The following is a 20,588-nucleotide window of genomic DNA, read 5'->3' as shown; positions in this document are numbered from 1 at the left end:
GACCGCTGATCGAAGAAGCCTCGCTCCCCACGGAGCGAGGCTTTTCCGGTCGAGCATGCGCGACTGTGTCAGCGCAGCACGGTTCCACCGTCGACATTGACCACCTGTCCGGTGATCCACGAACCTTCGTCGGACATCAGGTAGGCCACCATGCTCGAGACGTCCCGAGGCTCGCCGTGGCGCGTAGTGCGGTTGCGGGCCATTCCCGATTCGAGGATCTCGGCGGGTGCGCCCTCGCGGATCTCGGGTGTCACGATCAGCCCGGGTGTGATCGCGTTGGCCCGGATACCTTCTTTTCCCCATCGTGAGGCCACGTGCCGAGCGAGGGCATTGATGCCTGCCTTGGTGGCCGAATATGCAGGACGGTGCGCTTCTCCGGTGAACGAGGCGATCGACGACGTGTAGACGATCGCTCCACCGCCACTGTCGAGCAGTTTCGGGACGCTGTGGCGAGTGACGAGCATATGGCCGCGCAGATTCACGGCCACGGTGCGGTCCCAGACCTCGAGGTCGATGTCGACGACGTCGCTGTCCTTGCTGACCGACCCCATATCGCCCGCGTTGATATGAACCGCGTCGAGTCCGCCGTATGCGTCGACGGTCGCTGCGACGAGAGCCTGCACGGATGTGTCGTCGGAGATGTCCACGTGCACGGCGATCGCGGTGCCACCGCTTGCGGTGATCGCCTCAGCAGTGCGCTGTGCCCCTTGCAGGTTGATGTCGCCGACGACGACCCGCGCTCCTTCGCGGGCCAGGCGCGTTGCCGAATCGGCGCCGAGACCGGTTGCTGCCCCGGCGATCAGGATGGATTTGTTCTTCAGACCTTCCACAAGCACCTCTCAAGAATCACGATTCTGGAACCAGGAATGACATTCTGAAATCCAGGTTATCCGACCTCGGCGACGCCGTCGAGACCGACATGATGTCGAGACATTGTGATGGGAAGCGATATTCGCGAGACCGGCCGGTCAAGCTCGCGCGTCGATCGCGGTGTCCAACACACCGAGGTCGGCGCCGAGTTCGGCGACAGTGTTGCGCACCACCGATACATCCTTCGAAATGAATTCACCGACCGAGCTGCGGAACGCTTCGACTGAGCCCCGCATCGCGACGTTGCCCATGATCTTGCACGCCGAACTGCCGTGTGGAAGAGCCTCGAACAACGTCTCCGGCGCGACACCGAGTTGCCGTCCGAGCGCTTCGGCCTCTGCCAGAAGCCCGATCTGCGCGGCGAACAGCGCGTTGTTCACGAGCTTGACACGAAGGCCGCTTCCGCTCCCGCCGACATGGAGGAGCGGAGTTCCGTAGCTCTTCAGCGCGGGTTCGATGCGTCCGACAGCTTCCTCGGTGCCGCCGACGAAGAGCGCGAGGTTTCCCGCCGCGATATTGTGCGGCCCTCCGCTCACCGCCGCATCGACGACATCGATTCCCAGCGGTTCGGCCACCGAGACAAGATCTTCGATCGTCTTCGGGCTGATGGTGGTGTGAACCACGAGGGCTGATCCCCGCGGCATCGCCTTCAGGAGGCCGCGTTCGAAGCAGACCTCACGGACTTGCGCGTCCGTGAAGACACACACCGTCACGAGATCGACGTCGATGCCGACCTCGGAGACGTCGGCTACCGCCTTCGCCCCGGCAGCTTCGATCGCGGCGCGCGACTCGACAGACCGACCGAGCACCCGAACATCGTGTCCTGCACCGAGAAGACGCTCGACCATGGGCATGCCCATGCGGCCCGCGCCGACGAACCCGACCCGGCTCATCGTCGGTACCCCATCATGTCGAGCGTGGCGTCGGCAGTGCTCAGGGACACTCCCGCGGACGCTCCGGCATTGTCGGCGAGACTTGCAACGAGGGTGACGTCCTTGCGCAGGAGCTCGCCGGCATGACCTGCGATCCGTTCGAGGCCGCCGGCGGAGACGACACGGCCGAGGGCGAAACTGTTCGCTGTGCCGTGTGAGACGACCTCACCGAGCTTGGCCGGGTCGACGCCGAGCGCTTTGCCGAGGTCGAGCGTGCTTGCGGCAGTCGACAGATTTGCGGTGAAAAGCAGGTTGTTGAGGAGCTTCGCGACCTGCCCGGCACCCAGGTCGCCGAGATGGACGACGGGGTTGCCGTACGTCTCGAACACCGGCCGTGCCGACTCGACGGTCTTCTCGTCGCCACCGAGCATGACGAGAAGCGTGCCTGCGGCCGCGCCCATGCCGCCGCCGCTGACCGGGGCGTCGATGATCGACACACCCTGCGCGCGGGCAACCTCGGCGAGTTCTTTGCAGGTATCGGGATGGATGGTGCTGTGGATCGCGATGATCCCGCCTTCGCGGAGCCCTTCGAGGATCCCGTTCTCACCGGTGATCACGGCGCGGACGTCGTCGTCGCTCACCACACACAGGCACACGAGGTCGCTGGCCCGAGCGAGTTGCGCCGGAGTGTCGGCGTATCTTGCAGCTGTATCGGCGTAGGGCTCCAGCGACTCTTTCCTGCGGGCCCACAATGTCACTTCGTAGCCGGCTTCGACGATGCGGCGCGCCATGGGGCCGCCCTGACTACCGAGTCCGATGAATCCGACGCGCATCATGTGTCCTTACCCTGGTGGCCCCGCTGAGCGAGGCAGTCATCGATGAAGTTCATGACCGTCCGGTGGTATTCCGGTGCGGCATTGCAGATGCTGAGGTTGTGTCCGCCCCTGGCAATCCGGGCGGTGACGACCCGGGGGGATGCGGTGAACATCGAGGCGACGTCGTCGATGGCTTCCGGGTCGCTGCGCCACACACGCTCGTGCTCGGCCGCGGTGTAGTGGACGGGGACACGCACTCGCGCTGCCAGCGAAGGAAAAGTTTCCGTGGGCCAGATCGCGGTGACATCGGCCTCGTAATCCGGTGTGCGAGAAGAGATTGCCGATCCGCCCATTACGTCGGGTGGATAGAGGCCTTCGGCCGGAGTCCAGATCAGTTCGCCCACACCTTTTGCCTGAGCGTAGCGCTCGCGCGTGCCGAGGATCCCGGCCGCCAGTGCGTGGTGCTCGCGGCCGGTGCCGGAAATTGCGAGGCCGAGAAGGACGTGGCCGTGGTCGTCTGTAGCCATCCGAACCGCCAGTTCGCTACCGACCGAGTGGCCCCACAGGAACAGTCCGCTCTGACAGGCACCCGAGCCGAGAACGGCGTCCACCGCGGCGTAGGCGAGGTCGGCCCGGCGCTGCGAGTCGCGCAGTTCATCGGCGAACGGTCTGGACGTGCCGTAGCCCGGACGGTCGAGCGCGAGCACCGTGTATCCGTGCAGCGCGGCGGAGCGCATCATCGACAGTTCGGGGTGACCGGGGCAATCCCAGTAGGCGGAAAATGAGGCACCTCCGTGAAGGGCAACGATCACCGCCCGCGGTTCGGGGGCCTCGAGGAGCAGTCCGGAGATCGGAATGCCCTCGATATCGACGACGCGGGAGACGGGTGAGGAACTCCACGCGCCGCCGACACCGGCCTCCTCGATCGGTGAGGACTGTGGGGATGCGAAAGTCATGAGTCGGTCCGCAGAAGCATCGCGCCGCCGGGGGAGAGTCCGCCGGTCGCGGCTACAGCGACGCGCGCACCGGCAACCTGCCGCGCACCGGCTTCGCCACGTAGTTGGGTCACGGCCTCGTGAATCAGTCCCATGCCGTGTGTGCGGCCGTGTGACAGCTGGCCACCGTGCGTGTTGAGAGGGAGGATTCCGTCGCGGGCGATGTTCTTACCGCCTGCGAGGAAGTCCTTGGCTTCGCCGATACCGCAGAATCCGAGCCCTTCGAGCCACGACAGGCAGTTGAAGCTGAAGCCGTCGTAGAGCTCGGCCACGTCGACATCCTCGGGCTTCATCGAGGTGCGCGACCACATGTGGGCAGACGGCCCGAGCGAATGAGGCTCGTGGGTCAGCGTGCTCTGATCCCAGTCCATTCGTTCGATGATCTGGGTGCCGACGGCCTCGACGAGTACCGGAGTCTTCGGGAGATCATGCGCGGCGTCGATGGCCGAGACGATGACCGCGATCGAACCATCGCACGGGACGTCGCAGTCGTAAAGGCCGAACGGCGTGGTGATCGGACGGGCCGACATGTAGTCGTCCATCGTCATCGGGTCGCGGTAGATCGCGGTGGGGTTCAGCGCGGCGTTGGCGCGTTGGTTGAGCGCGATCCACCCGAGTGTTTCGCGGTCGGTTCCGTAGCGATGGAAATGCCGCTGCGCGTTCTGCGCGAGGGTATGGGCAGCAGATGTGGCACCGAACGGCATGAACCAGTTCGGGGTGCGCCCACCGGACGGGGGTGCGATCTCCCCGCGCTTCATCAGTTCGGCGTACGTCGCCTCCCACAGCGTGCGGTAACACAGCACATGCCGTGCGGCTCCACTGGCGACCGCGATCATCGCGGCGATCACCGATCCGCCGGGGCCGAATGTCTCGATACCGCCGTTGTGCCAGGTAGGGCGCAAGCCGAGCGCCGCTTCGACCTGCGTGATGCCGCCTTCGCCGAAGCCCCCGACGTTTCCTCCACCGGGGTAGCTGGCGATGCCGTCGATGTCATCCATGGTCAGACCGGCATCGGCGACCGCTCGTTCACACGCCTCGATGGTCAGATCGATGGGCGACCGCATCAGCCGCCGACCGATATCGGACATGCCGATACCGGTGAGCGCGACCTTGTCCTCGTACTTGTCCTGTGTGGCCGGAGGGCGGACGTGGAACCGGAACTGGTCCGGCTCGATCTCCTCCTGCGGGAGCGGCGAAAGCTCCCCCTGCTCTTGTGCAGGTCGGAAGAGCGGAAGCCACACATCCGCGTCCTGCTGGAACACGACCTCCATGCGCATACCGAGTTCGAGAGTTTCGGGATCGCACTCGACGATGTTGGTCGTCAGCCGCACCCGCGGATCTTCCTCGATCGCAACCTGCGCGACGACATACGGTGCGGGCATGCCAGGAGCGGCGAAGCGATGATTGACCGTGAACCCCGCGAGGGTCGCGAAGCCCGACACCTCACGAACCCCCATCCGGTGCTCCCTGCAGTACCGGCAGACCGGCTGTGGCGGATGGATGAGAGCCGAGCACGACTCACATTCCTGTATCCGCAGCACACCGTCAGTGCCTGCCGTCCAGAAGAATCGGTTCGAAGAGGTGAGTTGGGGGAGAGGACGTCCCGAGGCTTTCGCCACGGGTGTGCCTCCGGTCTGATCGACCACCGCTGTCTCGGCCACGTGCGTCGAGTTCCTTACTGTCTGAGCCGGGGACGCCGCTGCACATCGAGCTGCGGCGTCCCCGGGGCGAAAACGGTTGCTGTCGGATCAATTACCGATGTTCGCCGAATCCTTCTTCCGCGTGATCGGATCTGCGAGCCGCTGGTCGTCGCAGATCGTCTGCAGCTTCTTCAGCGTGTCGTCGAGGTTGTCGCCGAGACGCGGTCCGGGGGTGAACGTTGCAGGCAGGTGCCGCATACCCTGGATCACACCGATGGTGTCGTAGTGCACCGTGTTCTCGACGTCGACCTTGTAGTCAGGCATACGATCGAGAACCGCGAGCAGCATCCTCTTGAACACCATACGCGCCATGTTCGACCCGACGCACCGATGGATTCCGAGTCCGAAGCTGAAGTGGCGGTTGCCCCTTCGTTCGAGATCGATGTTGTTCGGGTCGTCGAACAGTTCAGGGTCGCGGTTGGCCATCGCCCAGGACAGCCACAGTCGTTCGCCTTCCTTGAACTCGACACCGTCGAGCTCGTAGTCGGCCGAGAAAGTGCGCCCGTCGCCCGGCGCCGGGGTGAAGTAGCGCAGGAACTCCTCGGTAGCGGGGTTGAGGAGCGTGTCGCGCTCCTCACTCAGGCGAGTCCGCTCATCCGGGTTGAGGCCCAGCCATTCGAGGGAATGAGCGGTGAGTGCGGTGGTCGTGTCGAATCCACCGCCGATCAGGAGACTGAGGATACCCAGAAGTTCCATGTCGCTGGGCTTCTCGCCGAGAACCTCGACGTCTGCAATCGCATTGATCAGGCCCGGGCGAGGATTCTCCCGGATCTCGAGGAGGTTCATGAGCAGGTCGAGGCCCATCGCGCGGTGCATCTCACCGATGCGCGGGATGTCCGGGGAGTCCGGCGGGGTGTAGACGGCTGCGTGCACCGGCTCGTTGTAGATCACCCACTTCTCGATGGGAATGCCCATCATGGCCAGGGTCAGGACGGCAGGCACGACGTTGGCGAGATCGTCGACGAAATCGATCTTCCCGCTCTCGATCTTCTCGTCGATCGCTGCCCGAACGACCTCGTCGACGAAAGGGATCCACCGCTCGACAGCGGCGGGGGAGAGATAAGGGTTGAGAAGGGCCCGGAACTCGTGGTGTTCAGGGTCGTCCATCTCCAGGATTCCGCCTCGCACACCGGACGCGCGCTCCATGGTCGGAATCGCGATGCCCTTGTAACCCTTGCGCTCGTTGTGGAGGTCGTGGTCGTTGGATACGTCGGCCGACCGCGCGAGGTCGAAGACCTGTCGGCTACCCGCGGCGACCCAATGGCCACCGTGGGTGTCGGACCACGCCATCGGGCACTTCGACTGCATTTCCTCGGTGACGTCGAGGAAGCGATCCCGGTAGTCCGGGGCGTGCCGATCGAAATCGTATTTGGGGGACCTGTGGGTTGCGTCGGCAACTGGGTCGACACTCATGACTGTCCTCTCGGCAAATTCAGAGAATGGTGATCGCTTGCTCAGGACACGAGCGCACGGCCTCGCGCACGTTCTCCTCGAGATCTGCAGGGATTTCGGAGTCGATGGCCGTGGCGTGGCCGTCGATATCGCTCAGCTCGAAGACATCCGGTGCTGCCATTGCGCACAGCGTATGGCCCTGGCAGCGATCGGGGTCGACTCGCACCTTCATGATGTTCCTCCCGTTCGAATGGGGATTTGTTGATGGGCTGTACATTTCGGGGAGTCGGTCCCGGCCCGAGGGCGGGGTCCCGTCATCAGATGTGGTAGTCGTACCACTTGAGATAGCCGCCGCCGTCCACACGCATCTGCATGCCGGTGACGTACCGGGACTCGTCGGAGGCGAGGAAGAGCACCATGTTGCTGCTGTCTTCGGGTTCGATGAACGGAATGCGCATGGCCTGCTGTACGCCGAAAGCGGGCTCGGCATCCGCGCGGGTCGGGTGCTCGAGATCCGGACGGAACGACCGATACATCGGCTCACTCTGCAGCATGTCGGTGTTGCAGTTGGTGGGGTGCAGCACGTTTGCACGGACACCGGCAGGTGCGAGATGGGTGGCCAAGTCGTGGATGTACTGCGACAGGGCGCGCTTCGAGAACACGTAGGCGGCACCGCCGAGGTCCTTGCCCGGCTGGTCGACCTTCGACACATCCATGAGCGCGGCGGTCGAACCGGTTGCGATGATCGATGCGCCGTCACCGAGGTGCGGCAGCGCGGCCTGCACGGCGTTGATGGTGCCGACCAGGTTGGTATCGACCACGTCGGCCCACGCCTGTCGCTGAGGCTCGCCCTTCATGCCTGCGACACCGGCCTGTGCGACGACGATGTCGATCTTGCCCAGCTCATCGATGCCCTGCTGGACCGCTGCGCGCATCTGCGCGGCGTCGCGGACGTCGGCCTTGACCGTCACGATGCGACGGCCTTCCTTCTCGACGAGCCGAGCGGTCTCGTCGAGATCCTCCTGCGACGCCATCGGGTATCCGATGGTCGAGAAGTCCTCGCACCGATCGACGGCGATGATGTCCGCGCCTTCGGATGCGAGCTTGACTGCGTGGCTGCGGCCCTGGCCCCGCGCCGCGCCGGTGATGAATGCAACCTTGCCTTGTACGCGCCCCACTGTTCGTCCCTTTCGATCGAGTTCGTGGTGTTCATAGGCCCGGTGGTGGGCCGGCAGTGTCTACGTATTGCGCAGTGTCCACGTATTGCGTTTAAGTACTGAGGTTTACGTGTTTCGTCCGCCGTTGACGCCGAGGATCTGGCCGGTGATGTAACCGGCTTCTTCCGAGATCAGGAACGCACACGCTGCAGCGATGTCCTCCGGCCGGCCGGCCCGACGGACCGGTGTGCGCTGTATGTGGTCTTCGATGGTGCCGCCGAGGAGACCTTTGCTCTCGGAGCGCCGGAGCATCGGGGTGTCGACGAATCCGGGCGGCACCGCGTTGACGGTGATTCCCTCGGGCCCGTATTCGAGTGCGAGCGACTTCGTGAGCCCGTTGACGGCGGCCTTGGCCGACACGTACGCGGACATGAACTGCTGGCCCGACTGGGCGCTCGAGGAAGATATGTTCACGATGCGTCCCCAGCCGGCTTCGATCATGTCGGGGAGCGCGGCCTGTACGCAGTGGAACACGCCGCCGAGATTGACATCGACGACCTTCTGCCAGGTGGCGTAGTCGATGTTCTTGAATCGCTTGTACAGCTCGAGGCCGGCACCGTTGACGAGAATCGTCACGGGACCGAGCTCCTCGCGGACCTGCGCGAACGCTGCTGCGACCTGCTCCGGATCGGAGACGTCGACCTGGTACTCGAGCTCTCCACCCGATGGGTTGAGATCGAAGACTGCGACCTGATGGCCGTCTTTGCGCAGTCGTTCTGCGATGGCCTTGCCGATTCCTGAGCTTCCGCCGGTCACGACGGCTGTTTTCACGCCCACGGTTCATCTCCCACGATCGTGGTGCGGCGCATGAGGCGCTCGGAGGACGGGTCGTACGGGAGTGCACGGTGGAGCATGCCGGTGTTCTCCCACACGACGAGGTCGCCGACGGCCCATTCGTGCGAATAAGTGAAGCGTTCCTGTGTGGTCCACGTGAGGAGCTCGTCGAGGAGCTCGCGGCTCTCCTCTGGACTCATGCCGACGATGCGGTCGGCCGTTGCGCCGATCGCGAGTGATCGCCGGCCGTCGCGGCGGTCCCATACGAGTGAGGTCTCGTGTTCGGGCAGCCGGCGCCATCCCGCAATCTGTTCGTCTGTCGGGTCCGGATTCACCAGGCGTTGCGCGGCCTCGAAGCTATGGACGACCCGAAGGCCCTCGTAACGCTTCTTCTCGTGGTCGGGCAGATTCTCGTATGCGGCGTAGGTGCTGGCGAATTCGGTTCCGCCGCCGACCATCGCCACGTGGCGTGCCGTGAGTGTCGTGGCCTTCGCCGGTACGTCGTTGGTGGTGTCGTCGATGTGCCAGCAGAACGTTCCCCTGAGATAGTCAGCGGACGGCGTCTTCGCGGGATCCAGTGAGACGGTGAAGATCTCCTGGCCCGGGGCAGGCTGTACGACCTCCCCGAGCCGACGACTGAAGGCCAACTGTGCTTCGTCGTCGAGGTTCAGGCCGCGGATGAGCAGCACCCCCCGCCATTTGAGTGCCTCGAGAAGTTGGGCCGCGACCGTGTCGTCGTTGATGTTGCTGCTGTCGAGGCCCGTGACTTCCACACCGAGCGACGGACTGAGTGCTGTTGTCTCAATCACAAGAATCTCCCTTCCGGATGCGAGAACCATACTCTCGTTCGATTCAGGGTTGCAAGACCGGATTTGTCCGGGTCTTGCAGGCGGCACCCTAGTTCATTTCCGTGGCGTGAATCACGTTCTGGGGTAGGCGTGAGCCGGTTGACTTGGTACAGTCGCGTCCAACAGATCTCTGATTCTCAGATGCGAGAATAATATTTCCACCAGTGTGAGGAGACGGAATGTCACCGCAGGACAACGGGTCGACTGCAGTAGTCGACGGCGCTACATCGACGGGCGTGACGAAACCCCTGCTCATCGACGGCGAACTGGTCATGCTCGACAAGACCTTCCCGTCCTACAATCCTGCGACCGGTGAGCTGTTCGGTCACGCTCCGGACGCCGGAGTGGACGAAGCAGAAGCTGCGGTCGCCGCTGCTCGCCGCGCATTCGATACCACCACCTGGGCAACCGACGCCGAGTTCCGTGCCAACTGTCTGGACCAGCTGTACCAGGCGCTGCAGGACAACAAGGAAGAGCTGCGCGAGCTGCTGATGGGCGAAGTCGGTGCCACCCGCGTGCTCACTCACGGCAATCAGCTCGAAGCGCCGATCGAGATCGTCAAGTACTACGCCGACCTGCTGCGGACCTACCCGTTGACCGAGACGCTCGGTGAGATCGAGATCCGCGGACAGCAGCACCGCCGGTGGATCGACAAGGAAGCGGCCGGTGTCGTTGCCGCGATCACCGCGTACAACTACCCCGTCCAGCTCGCGATGGCCAAGCTGGCACCCGCACTCGCCGCAGGTTGCACGGTCGTCCTCAAGGGCGCACCCGACACCCCGCTCGTCACCAATGCCCTCGGCGAGATCATCAAGGAACACACCGATATCCCAGCGGGCGTGGTCAACGTCCTGTCGTCGTCGGGTATCCCCGTCGGCGAGGTCATGACCACGCATCCGGAGGTGGACGTCGTCACGTTCACCGGCTCCACCCCGGTCGGTGCGCAGATCATGGCGGCTGCCGCGGCCACGATGAAGAAGGTCTTCACCGAGCTCGGCGGCAAGTCCGCTCTGATCGTGCTCGACGACGCAGATCTCGACATGGTCGCGCAGTTCGCCGCCTTCAGCATCTGCTCCCATGCCGGCCAGGGTTGCGCGTTGACCACCCGACTTGTCGTGCCGCGCGAGAAGCACGACGAGATCGTGGCGCGCGTCGCGGGGTTCATGGCCAACGTGCCGTTCGGCGATCCGACGAACCCCAAGATGTACATGGGGCCGCTCATCAGCGCGAAGCAACGCGACAAGGTCGACGGACTCGTGCAGCGCGCGATCGAGGCCGGCGCCACACTGGCAACCGGCGGCAAGGCCGTCGAGCCCGGCTACTTCTACGAGCCGACGCTTCTCGCCAACGTCGACCCGTCGAGCGAGATCGCCCAGGAAGAGGCGTTCGGCCCTGTTCTCGCGGTGATTCCGCACGATGGCGACGACGATGCCGTCCGGATCGCCAACGATTCGAAGTACGGACTGTCCGGCGGTGTGCTCACCGCCGACGACGAGCGCGGCATCGCGATCGGACGTCGCATCCGCACCGGTACCTTCAGCATCAACGGCGGCAACTACTTCACCCCCGACATGCCCTTCGGCGGATACAAGCAGTCGGGTATCGGTCGCGAGATGAGTGCGCACGGTTTGGAGGAGTTCCTCGAGACCAAGGCCTACGCAGCCGTGGTGAAGGCATGAAGCCCCTGGACGGGGTCCGCATCCTCGAGGTCGCGATGTACGGGTTCGTTCCCTCGGCGGGTGCAGTGCTCGCCGAGTGGGGCGCCGACGTCATCAAAGTCGAACACGCGGTCACCGGCGATCCGCAGCGTGGCCTTCGCCAGATCGGCCACATGCGCGTCGAGGGCGATCCGAATCCGAATGTCGAACATGCGAATCGGGGAAAGCGCAGCATCGGCGTGGATATGAGTACGCCCGAGGGCAAGGAACTCCTCCACGACCTCGCGCGCAACTGCGACGTGTTCCTGACGAGTTTCCTCCCACAGGCCCGGACGAAGTTCGGTATCGACGTCGACGATATTCGAGCCGTGAACCCGAAGGTGATCTACGCCCGCGGGAGCGCGCTCGGTCCTCGTGGCGAAGAGTCCGACAAGGGCGGCTACGACATGACCGCCTTCTGGGCGCGAGGCGGAATCGCTGCGACGCTCACCCCGCCCGGGACCGAAGGCATGATCACTCCGCCGGGGCCTGCCTTCGGCGACACCATCTCCGGTACCAACCTCGCGGGCGGAATTGCTGCGGCATTGTTCAAGCGCGAACGTACCGGTGAGCCGTCCATCGTCGACGTGTCGCTGCTCAGCAGTGGCGTGTGGGCGATGGGGCATGGGATCGCGTTGTCGGTGCACATGAACGATCACATGGTGGCTCCGGTGCCCGGCGGACACGGCGCGGTCACCAACCCTCTGTCCGGGTTGTACGAGACTGCGGACGGACGCTTCCTGTCGTTCGTGATGCTGCAGCCGATGAAGTACTGGGCCGAGGTGTGCACCCTCATCGAGCGTCCCGAGTTGATCGACGATCCCCGATTCGCCGATTCGGAACAGATTGCCGCCCACACGGCCGAAGCCGTCGAACTCCTTCGTGAGGCCATCCGCACCCGCACGCTCCCCGAGTGGACCGAGCGTTTCGGAAGTCTTTCCGGCCCGTGGGCGCCCGTGCAGGACTCTCTGCAGGTCGCGAGCGACCCGCAGGTCCGGGCGAACGAGTACATCGTGAAGGCGGGTGAACTCGAGCTGGTCAGCAATCCCGTCCAGTTCGACGTCTCCGCACCCACCACCGCAGCGGCACCTGAATTCGCCGCTCAGACAGAGGAAGTCCTGCTCGAGCTCGGACTCGACTGGGAGCGGATCATCGCCCTCAAGACAGCGGGCGCAGTCACCTGATCTACCGGGAGTCCCCATGCCATACATCGCTTCGATCGGTACGTACCTGCCATGCTGGGGTACTTCCGACTCTCGGGTACCGGGAGATGACGAGGACGCGATCACGCTTGCTGTCGAAGCAGGTCGCGCCGCACTCGAATCCGGAGGATCGGTCGAGTACGTCGTGCTCGTGAGCCGCGATCTGCCGCTCACGGAGAGCAGCAATGCCGCGGTGCTCCTCGCCGGGCTCGGGCTCGATCCGGAGCTCGAAGTCATCGAGCGATTGGGTGGGGCTCCCGCGACTCTCGACGCACTCGGTTCGGCGAGACCCAGAACGCTTGTGATCGGGGTCGACATCGACGCTGCCGGCGCGGCGGCTGCGCTCACTGCAGAACGTGGATTGCAGGTGCGTACCGCCGCGCGGGTCTCGCGGAGCCTGCCGGTTCGGACACGGAACAGCTCTGGAGACGTACACGACTACGGTGATCCGCGACTGCTCAAGAAGCGCGGCTATCTCGCGTCTCTCGCGACGGCGTGGGTGGACACGCCCGTGGTCGTGGCAGGTGTGGGTCGCAAGGACGCAGAACTGCTCGCCGGTGATCCGGTGAAGCTTCCCACGACCGGCGCGAGTGCCAGTCTGTTCGCGTTGGCGGCCATGGCCGAAGCAGGGACGGTCGGCCCACTGGTAGGGATCGAGCAGGCGAGTCTGTCCGGGATCACGGTCGCGGACGGTTCGGCTTCGGTCCTTCGCCGCGAGCCGACCGCGCAGCCATTGCCTGAATCCGGCCACCTCGCAACCGGCGACATCCCCATCTCCCTTGCCGCCTACGAGCGGGCCTTCGAAGCGAAGGTGCGCTGGGAGGCAGGGAAGTTCTCCGACAGCGACGAACTGGATTTCCCTCCCCGATACCGGGTGGACGGCGATGGAACATTGAAGACGGACTACACCTTCGTCGAACTTCCTCGCACCGGCACCGTGTACACCGAAGTGACCGTGCACGCCCCGGTGCCCGGGCTGAAGACGCCGTACACACTCGTGATCGTCGAACTCGATGACGTGGGTGTGCGGGCGCTGGTGCGGGTCACCGGTGTCGAGGCAGGCACCGTCGATATCGGTGACCGAGGCCGACTGGTGCTCAGGCGCGTGGCCGTCCGCTCGGGTGTGCCCGACTACGGCTATGCATTCGAGCCCGACACCGCGGGTGCGGTCGGTACAGGAACGGAGGATGCGGCATGAGGAACGTAGCGATTGTCGGTGCGGGAATGACGCCGTTCGCGGAGCATTTCGCATTGGGCATCAGAGACCTTCTGCCGATGGCGTTCTCCGAGTGTGCGGCGAGCATCGACAAAGGACTCGATCTCTCGGACCTGCAAGCCGCCTGGTTCGGCTCGATGGGTACCACCGACGGCTTCCCATCGGGGATCCTCGCCGACACTCTGGGCCTACGCGACATCCCCGTGACCCGAGTCGAGAACTCGTGTGCCACGGGGCACGACGCGATTCGAAATGCCATGTTCGGCATCGCATCCGGAGCCTACGACGTTGCTCTCGTGGTGGGAGCCGACAAGCTCCGAGAAACGGCGTCGAAGGGGATGCTGTGGGAGTGGGAGGCCATGTCCCGGGACATGGCGTGGGACTACCCACTCGGGCTCGCACAGGCGGGATTTGCGTTGCACGTGCGCAGATACCTGCACGAATCGCCGACGACCCGTGAACACATGGCGATGGTGGCCGTCAAGAACCATCACAATGCGATGAGCAATCCCAAGGCGTGCCGACGATTCGAGCTCACGGTCGAAGAGGCGCTCGCAGCGGACACCGTCGTCACGCCCTTCGGGGTCTACGACTGCGCACCGCAGAGTGATGGTGCTGCCGCGGTGGTCCTTGTCGCCGAGGACGTGGTTGACAGGTTCACCGATCGTCCGGTCTGGATACGTGGAAGTGGCGTCGGACTCGATTCCGTTATGCATCAGCACAAGCGAGACATGACCTCTTTCCCTGCGACAGTGCGCGCGGCGAAGCAGGCGTTTGCGATGGCCGGGATGACTCCATCCGACATCGACGTGGCGGAGGTACATGATTACTTCACGGGCATCGAGCTGATCAGTTACGAGGATCTCGGCTTCGTCGAGAAGTTCGAGGCGTTCAAGCTCATCGAGTCCGGCGGCGCGGGTGTCGGAGGAACCCTGCCGGTGAATCCAAGCGGGGGGCTCAACACCAAGGGGCACCCGCCCGGCGCCACCGGAGTGGCCCAGTGCGTAGAGCTGTTCGAGCAACTGCGTGGCGATGCAGCCAACCAGGTCGACGGAGCTCGGATCGGGCTGGCACACAATGTCGGGGGTCCCACGGCTGTTGCGGCCGTGACGATTCTGGAGGCAGCAAGAGGCTGATGGCCTGCAACGGAAACCTGCGCACACGCATTGTGTGACGCGGGTTTTCGTCGCACTGTGGGCCCTTTCGTCATACCCGATCTGCCCGGATCGATGAATTGTTGCCGGGGTGCAAGATTGCCGTTCTGTAATTTGAATACATTGGTTCTTTTTTATGTGAACTGATATTGCCGTTGACGCGAGAAGGTCCTACTGTGGGAGCCGTCACAAGTACTTCGTCTCTTGTTCTGGGCGGCACGATTCCTGTATCGCGATGAAAGTTGAGTTCGGATGATTTCCACGGTTTCCAAACGAGTGGGGCGCAGTCTCCTGGTTGTCCTGCTGGTGACGATTGCGGTCGTTGCCCTGCTCAGTTTCGCACCGGGATCGGTTGCCCAGGTCATCCTGGGCGAGAACGCGACCCCCGAAGCGGTCGCGAAGATGAATTCCGAACTCGGCCTGGACGAACCCTTCTGGGTGCGGTACATCGACTGGCTCGGCAACGCCGTCCGCGGCGATCTCGGAACCTCTCCGCTCACCGGCCAATCAGTGAGCGAGGCAATCGTCGAGCGCCTCCCCGTCACGCTGCAGCTCGCGGCCATGGGCCTGATCATCGCGCTGCTCGTGTCCCTCGTGATGGGTATCGTCTCGGCATCGCGCCCGGGTAGCAAGGTCGACCGCGGTATCAACGCCCTGTCTGCCGTCTTCCTCTCGGTGCCTGCCTTCATCGCCGGCCCGGTGCTGATCTACTACTTCGCTATCCAGCTGCAGATCTTCCCGGTGATGGGCTGGTCGCGAATCAGCGAAGGTCTCGGCGACAACCTGCGCGGTGCAATTCTCCCCGCGATCGCGATTGCGCTCACGGAGATCGCCGCATTCCATCGGCTGTTGCGAACCGACCTCATCGGCACCCTTCGCGAAGACTTCGTGGCCTCGGCGAGAGCCAAGGGGATGCCGTCCTGGTACGTGATGATGCGGCACGCGCTGCGACCCTCGTCGTTCTCACTCATCACGGTCGCAGGCATCAACCTCGGTCGCCTGATCGGTGGCACCGTAATCGTCGAAACACTCTTCGGTCTACCGGGGCTGGGCCAGCTGGTTGCCTCGTCGATCACGTCACGTGACGTAATCATGGTTCAGGGGATCGTCGTCTTCATCGCGGTCGTGTACGTCGGTATCAACACCCTCGTCGACCTCAGCTACCAAGTCATCGACCCGCGGGTCAGGAAGGTGGTCGGAGCATGACGCAGGTCGCGCTCGAGAAGCGCGGGGACGATGTCTCCGCAGGAAAGAGCGCCGCGACGTTACCCGACGTCCCGGCCGTCAAGAAGCAGCGTTCGATCCTGGTCTACCTGTCCATCGTCTGGCTGGTGGTCATCATCGGCGCGGCGATCCTCGCGGGCGTGCTTCCCATCGCGCCGTACGATGTCCCGATCGGATCGCCCCGCCAGCCACCGTCGTTCGAATCCCTCGACATGCTTATGGGAACCGACACGCTCGGACGATCGATGCTCTCGCGCATCATCTACGGCGCGCAGGTCTCGCTGGTCATCGGTGCCGTCGCCGGATTGACCGGCTTCGTGATCGGCTCCTTCTTCGGCCTGATCTCGGGCTACTTCGGTAAGAAGCTCGACTCCGTGATCACCCTGATCACCGATGCCATGCTTGCGTTCCCCCCGCTGATCCTGCTCCTCGCGCTTGCTTCGATCCTGACCCCGAGCGTGCCGACCATGTTGCTCGGCCTGGGATTGATGGCTGTTCCATCGTTCATCAGGTTGTCCCGCGCAAACACGCTCGCATGGTCCTCGCGCGAATTCGTAAGGGCCGCCAAGAACATGGGAGCCGGGAACGGCCGCATACTGTTCCGGGAGATCATGCCCAACGTGATTGCGCCCCTGGCCTCCTACCTACCCATCGTGATGGCGGCACTCATCGTCGCCGAGGGCTCCCTGAGCTTCCTCGGTCTCGGTATTCCGCCGCCGCAGCCCAGCTGGGGCGGGATGATCAACGACGGCAAGGACGCGCTGTCCACCTCCCCGCACCTGGTGATGGTCCCCTCACTCGTCATTTTCCTCACGGTGTTCGGCCTCAACCAGGTAGGCGATCACCTCCGCACGAAGTACGACCGCACGCTGCACGACTGAACACGTTCAGCGCGCACCGGTCGTAGTCCTGAAGCACATGAAAGTATGAGGTCGAGAATGATCCGACACAGACGTATGGTGGTTGCGTTCGCAGCCGCCTGCTCCGCGGCACTGGTTCTGGGTGCATGCGGCTCCGGAGGAGATTCCGGGTCTGCCAGCAATTCGACTGCGGCCACAGTGGAGGCCGGCGATCCCGTCGCGGGTGGCACTGCACGCATCCTGCAGATGGGTGAACCGCGGTCGCTCGACCCCGCGCAGCTATCCAACACGTGGGCACACCAGCCGCTTCTCGGCAACGCGCTCTACGGCACGTTGATGGTCACGAACAACGACACGTTCGAACTCGAATACAAGATGGCCACCGATTTCTCGAGTGAAGACGGTGGCAAGACATTCACTCTCACTCTGCAGCCCGACCTGGTCTTCAGCGACGGCACTCCACTCGATGCCGCCGCAGTGAAATACAACTGGGACCGGCTCAAGGATCCGGCGCTGGGATCCACGACCATTCGCCAGGCGGTGGAAGTGGAGTCCACCGAGGTGGTCGATCCGGTGACGCTGCGCGTGACAATGGTCGAGCCGAACCCGCAGTTCGGGCAGGCCATCGTTGCCGGTGCCCTCAACTGGGTCGCCGCCCCGGCTGCGCTCGAGCAGGGACGTGAAGCATTCGACCAGAACCCGATCGGTGCCGGCCCGTTCACCCTGGTCAATTGGGCTCGCCAGGATGTGGTGGAGCTCGAGAAGAATCCTGAGTACTGGGATGCGCCCAAGCCCTACCTGGACAGGCTCGAAGTACGAACGGTGGCCGATGCCAGCCAGCGGTCCAACACGATGACAACCGGTGGCGCCGACCTGACCGCGGAGACGAGCTGGACCAACGTCAACAAAGCCGAAGCTGCGGGCCTCCAGTACGTCGTGACCTCCACCGGTGGCGGCCAATTCGCGGGCATGAACCAACGTCGTGCGCCGTTCGACGACGAACGCGCGCGGCGTGCGGTATCCCTCGCTGTGGACCTCGAAGCTGTCAACACCGTCGTATACAACGGTGAGGGCGATGTGCCCACCACCTTCTTCCCGGAGGATTCGCCGTACTACGCGGACATCCCGCTCGGCGAGACCAACACCGAAGAGGCACAGCGCCTGTTCGACGAGCTCGCTGCGGAAGGGAAGCCGGTCAAGTTCACCTTCTTGTCGTACCCGACAACTGAGAGTCGTGTCCTCGGAGAAGCGGTCCAGGCACAGCTCAGTGCCTTCGAGAATGTGGAGATGAATGTCGAGGTCACCGACTTCGCAGCTGTGACAGCGCGAGCGGGTGCGCGCGACTTCGACATGCTCATCTCGTCGGCCGTCACCCAGGATCCCGACTACGCCTTGTCGATGGCGTTCACGTCGGACTCCACAGGAAACTTCATGGGCGTCAACAATCCTGAACTGGATGCAGCGCTGGAGCGCGGCAGGTTCGGCGCAACCCAGGAGGAGCGTAAGGCTGCATACGACGAGGTGCAGCAGATCCTCGCCGACACCGCTGTGGGTCTTTGGTACACCAGAGCGCTGCCGTCGGTGACGTTCAGCGAGGAGACGCACGGAGTGCAGCTTTTCAGCCTCGGGGCCGCACTGCCCGAAGAGCTCTGGATCAGTAGTAACTAGCCGACACGACTGAAAGGGCCGGCTCACCGTGAATGCTCAGCCGCTTCTCGAAGTGAGAAATCTACGTGCCTACATCGGCACGCCGCGAGGCACCGTCCGCGCTGTGGACGATGTATCGCTGACCCTGGACTCCGGACAGGCGCTGGGTATCGTCGGTGAGTCCGGCTCCGGCAAGTCGGTCATGGCCCGCGCCATCATGGGTCTGATGCCGCCACGGTCGGGTCGCTCAGGGGAGGTCACCTTCCAGGGACGCGATCTGCTCTCCTTGAGCAAGAAGGAGAACCTGGAGGTCTGGGGAAAGCAGATCGCCATGGTCTTCCAGGACCCCGGTCGTTCGCTCAATCCAGTTGTGCGGGTAGAACGTCAGCTCACCGAAGGCATGCTACGGCACCTCGGAGTGAGCAAGTCCGAAGCCCACGACCGCGCGCTGAAACTCCTGGACGAAGTCGGTGTACCCGATCCGGAGCGGAGACTGCGCAACTATCCGCACGAGATGTCCGGTGGCATGCGCCAGCGTGTGATGCTCGCGATCGCCCTGGCATGTGAGCCGGACCTTCTGATCGCGGACGAGCCGACCACAGCTCTGGACGTGACGGTGCAGCGTCAGATCCTCGACCTGCTCCGGCGCGTGCAACGCGATAGGAACATGGCGATGATGCTCATCAGCCACGACCTCGCCGTCGTCGCCGGTCGCACCGACCGGGTGGCTGTCATGTACTCGGGCCGGCTCGCTGAGATCGGGTCCACCCGAGAAGTGTTCGACGCGCCGATGCATCGCTACACCCATGCGCTCCTGGGCGCGACACCCTCGATCGATCACGAGCGGCATTCTCCTCTGCGCCTGATCGAAGGGTCGCTTCCCGACCCGATCTCGCCCCCTGAGGGGTGCAGGTTCGCCCCTCGCTGCTCGCACGCGGAGGACGCATGCTCGGCTGCGCCGATCGAGCTCGAATCATTCGGCGTCGATCACGACGTCGCGTGCACGAACCCCGTCAAGGTTCCGGTGGGGTCTGTAACCGGAGGTGAATCACATGGCAGGTAGTGGTACCGCGCATCTGCGCGGAGATGAAGCTTTGCTTTCGGTGCAGGACCTCGTCGTCGAGTACCCGTCGAAGGCCGGCACGGTGCAGGCGGTGTCGAAGATCAGCTTTGATCTGCTTCCCGGCGAAACGCTGGGAATCGTCGGCGAATCCGGGTGCGGTAAGTCGACCACCGGCCGTGCGGTTCTCCGCCTCGACCGGGTGACGGCAGGCCGGATCCGGTTCGGTGAGGAGTGGATCGAGGACGTGAGCGAGAAGCACATGCGCTCGCTGCGGCGCGACATGCAGATGATCTTCCAGGACCCGGTGTCGTCCCTCAATCCGCGTCGCGCGGTCAAGGACATAGTCGTCGAAGGCCTGACGGTTGCCGGCGCGGATGCCGAGGAGCGCGGGAAGAAGTCTGCGTCGATGCTCGAGCAGGTGGGACTTCCGGGCGACCGGTTTGCTGAGATCCTTCCCCGGCAGCTGTCAGGTGGCCAGGCGCAGCGCGTCGCGATCGCACGTGCTCTCGCGCTCGGGCCGCGCCTCCTGATCTGCGACGAGCCGGTCTCGGCGCTGGACGTATCGGTCCAGGCACAGATCCTCAACCTCATCGAAGAACTCAAGGCGGAGTTCGACCTGACGGTAGTGTTCATTGCCCACGATCTCGGTGTGGTTCGCACTGTCAGCGACAACGTGATGGTGATGTATTTGGGCAAGGTCTGCGAGTTCGGTGACTCCATCGAGCTCTACGACGATCCCGCGCATCCCTACACTCGCGCACTGCTGGACTCGGTTCCATTGACCGATCCCGACAAGGCTTTCGCGGGGCCGGCGCTGGCCGGTGATGTGCCCTCGCCGCTGTCCCCGCCGACGGGGTGCCGCTTCCGGACACGGTGCCCGCACGCACAGGACCGATGCGAGAAGGAAGAACCGGAAATGCGGGAAGTGCGTCCGGGACAGTACGCTGCGTGCCATTTCCCGCTGCCCTCCGTCGTGGGACGCAAGAACCTGTTCGAGATCGAGACGATCGACCTCGAGGAAGCCGAGGCGTCGTAGGCGGCG

At 64.1% G+C, this 20,588-nt stretch carries 19 protein-coding genes; 9 read left to right on the top strand and 10 right to left on the bottom strand.

All coding sequences use genetic code 11. The features are described 5' to 3' along the window. Positions 1-68 precede the first annotated feature (68 nt). The 10 genes from HCA61_RS06870 to HCA61_RS06825 form a co-directional block, all read right to left on the bottom strand. Positions 69-836 (bottom strand): SDR family NAD(P)-dependent oxidoreductase, encoded by a 768-nt coding sequence (locus HCA61_RS06870; protein WP_346777501.1) that lies wholly within the window; start codon positions 834-836, stop codon positions 69-71. A 132-nt stretch (positions 837-968) separates the two neighbouring features. After that, the gene (locus HCA61_RS06865; RefSeq protein ID WP_169687394.1) at positions 969-1,763 is read right to left on the bottom strand and encodes an NAD(P)-dependent oxidoreductase; all 795 of its coding nucleotides are present in this window, start codon (positions 1,761-1,763) and stop codon (positions 969-971) included. Then, complete coding sequence (locus HCA61_RS06860) at positions 1,760-2,575, bottom strand: NAD(P)-dependent oxidoreductase (RefSeq protein WP_169687483.1); 816 nt, start codon at positions 2,573-2,575, stop codon at positions 1,760-1,762. Before HCA61_RS06860 ends, HCA61_RS06865 begins: the two co-directional genes overlap by 4 nt. Further along, entirely contained in the window at positions 2,575-3,513 is a 939-nt protein-coding gene (locus HCA61_RS06855; RefSeq protein ID WP_169687393.1) for an alpha/beta fold hydrolase, read from the bottom strand. The genes HCA61_RS06860 and HCA61_RS06855 overlap by 1 nt, the downstream gene beginning before the upstream one ends. Beyond that, positions 3,510-5,171: an OB-fold domain-containing protein gene (locus HCA61_RS06850; RefSeq protein WP_169687482.1), complete on the bottom strand. Its 1,662-nt coding sequence runs from the start codon at positions 5,169-5,171 to the stop codon at positions 3,510-3,512. Before HCA61_RS06850 ends, HCA61_RS06855 begins: the two co-directional genes overlap by 4 nt. Positions 5,172-5,300: 129 nt before the next feature. Continuing rightward, entirely contained in the window at positions 5,301-6,665 is a 1,365-nt protein-coding gene (locus HCA61_RS06845) for a cytochrome P450 (protein ID WP_169687392.1), read from the bottom strand. Positions 6,666-6,684: 19 nt separating this feature from the next. Next, positions 6,685-6,876: a ferredoxin gene (locus HCA61_RS06840; protein WP_169687391.1), complete on the bottom strand. Its 192-nt coding sequence runs from the start codon at positions 6,874-6,876 to the stop codon at positions 6,685-6,687. An 85-nt stretch (positions 6,877-6,961) separates the two neighbouring features. Then, positions 6,962-7,822, bottom strand: coding sequence for a mycofactocin-coupled SDR family oxidoreductase (locus HCA61_RS06835; RefSeq protein WP_169687390.1), 861 nt, complete (start codon positions 7,820-7,822; stop codon positions 6,962-6,964). Between the two features lie 105 nt (positions 7,823-7,927). Then, a complete protein-coding gene (locus HCA61_RS06830; RefSeq protein ID WP_169687481.1) occupies positions 7,928-8,632 on the bottom strand; it encodes an SDR family NAD(P)-dependent oxidoreductase in 705 nt (234 codons plus the stop codon). After that, complete coding sequence (locus HCA61_RS06825; RefSeq protein WP_169687389.1) at positions 8,629-9,444, bottom strand: TauD/TfdA family dioxygenase; 816 nt, start codon at positions 9,442-9,444, stop codon at positions 8,629-8,631. Before HCA61_RS06825 ends, HCA61_RS06830 begins: the two co-directional genes overlap by 4 nt. A gap of 218 nt (positions 9,445-9,662) precedes the next feature. Here HCA61_RS06825 and HCA61_RS06820 point away from each other — a divergent pair, with 218 nt between their 5' ends. The 9 genes from HCA61_RS06820 to HCA61_RS06780 all read left to right on the top strand — a co-directional run bounded on the left by HCA61_RS06820 (position 9,663) and on the right by HCA61_RS06780 (position 20,582). Then, positions 9,663-11,162, top strand: a complete 1,500-nt coding sequence (locus HCA61_RS06820) for an aldehyde dehydrogenase family protein (RefSeq protein WP_169687388.1) — start codon at positions 9,663-9,665, stop codon at positions 11,160-11,162. Beyond that, positions 11,159-12,364: a CoA transferase gene (locus HCA61_RS06815; protein WP_169687387.1), complete on the top strand. Its 1,206-nt coding sequence runs from the start codon at positions 11,159-11,161 to the stop codon at positions 12,362-12,364. Before HCA61_RS06820 ends, HCA61_RS06815 begins: the two co-directional genes overlap by 4 nt. Before the next feature lie 16 nt (positions 12,365-12,380). After that, positions 12,381-13,580, top strand: coding sequence for an OB-fold domain-containing protein (locus HCA61_RS06810; protein ID WP_169687386.1), 1,200 nt, complete (start codon positions 12,381-12,383; stop codon positions 13,578-13,580). After that, entirely contained in the window at positions 13,577-14,734 is a 1,158-nt protein-coding gene (locus HCA61_RS06805; protein ID WP_169687385.1) for a beta-ketoacyl synthase N-terminal-like domain-containing protein, read from the top strand. Before HCA61_RS06810 ends, HCA61_RS06805 begins: the two co-directional genes overlap by 4 nt. A 270-nt stretch (positions 14,735-15,004) precedes the next feature. Then, positions 15,005-15,958: an ABC transporter permease gene (locus tag HCA61_RS06800; protein ID WP_169687384.1), complete on the top strand. Its 954-nt coding sequence runs from the start codon at positions 15,005-15,007 to the stop codon at positions 15,956-15,958. Then, positions 15,955-16,857: an ABC transporter permease gene (locus tag HCA61_RS06795; RefSeq protein WP_169687383.1), complete on the top strand. Its 903-nt coding sequence runs from the start codon at positions 15,955-15,957 to the stop codon at positions 16,855-16,857. The genes HCA61_RS06800 and HCA61_RS06795 overlap by 4 nt, the downstream gene beginning before the upstream one ends. A gap of 75 nt (positions 16,858-16,932) precedes the next feature. Continuing rightward, entirely contained in the window at positions 16,933-18,504 is a 1,572-nt protein-coding gene (locus tag HCA61_RS06790) for an ABC transporter substrate-binding protein (protein ID WP_206039771.1), read from the top strand. 103 nt (positions 18,505-18,607) lie between these two features. After that, positions 18,608-19,546 (top strand): ABC transporter ATP-binding protein, encoded by a 939-nt coding sequence (locus HCA61_RS06785; RefSeq protein ID WP_346777500.1) that lies wholly within the window; start codon positions 18,608-18,610, stop codon positions 19,544-19,546. After that, the gene (locus HCA61_RS06780; RefSeq protein ID WP_169687380.1) at positions 19,536-20,582 is read left to right on the top strand and encodes an ABC transporter ATP-binding protein; all 1,047 of its coding nucleotides are present in this window, start codon (positions 19,536-19,538) and stop codon (positions 20,580-20,582) included. Before HCA61_RS06785 ends, HCA61_RS06780 begins: the two co-directional genes overlap by 11 nt. The last annotated feature ends 6 nt before the right edge of the window (positions 20,583-20,588 follow it).

This window comes from Rhodococcus sp. HNM0563 (genome assembly GCF_012726195.1).
GTDB lineage: Bacteria > Actinomycetota > Actinomycetes > Mycobacteriales > Mycobacteriaceae > Rhodococcus.
This window is presented reverse-complemented; position numbering and strand designations above follow the sequence as displayed.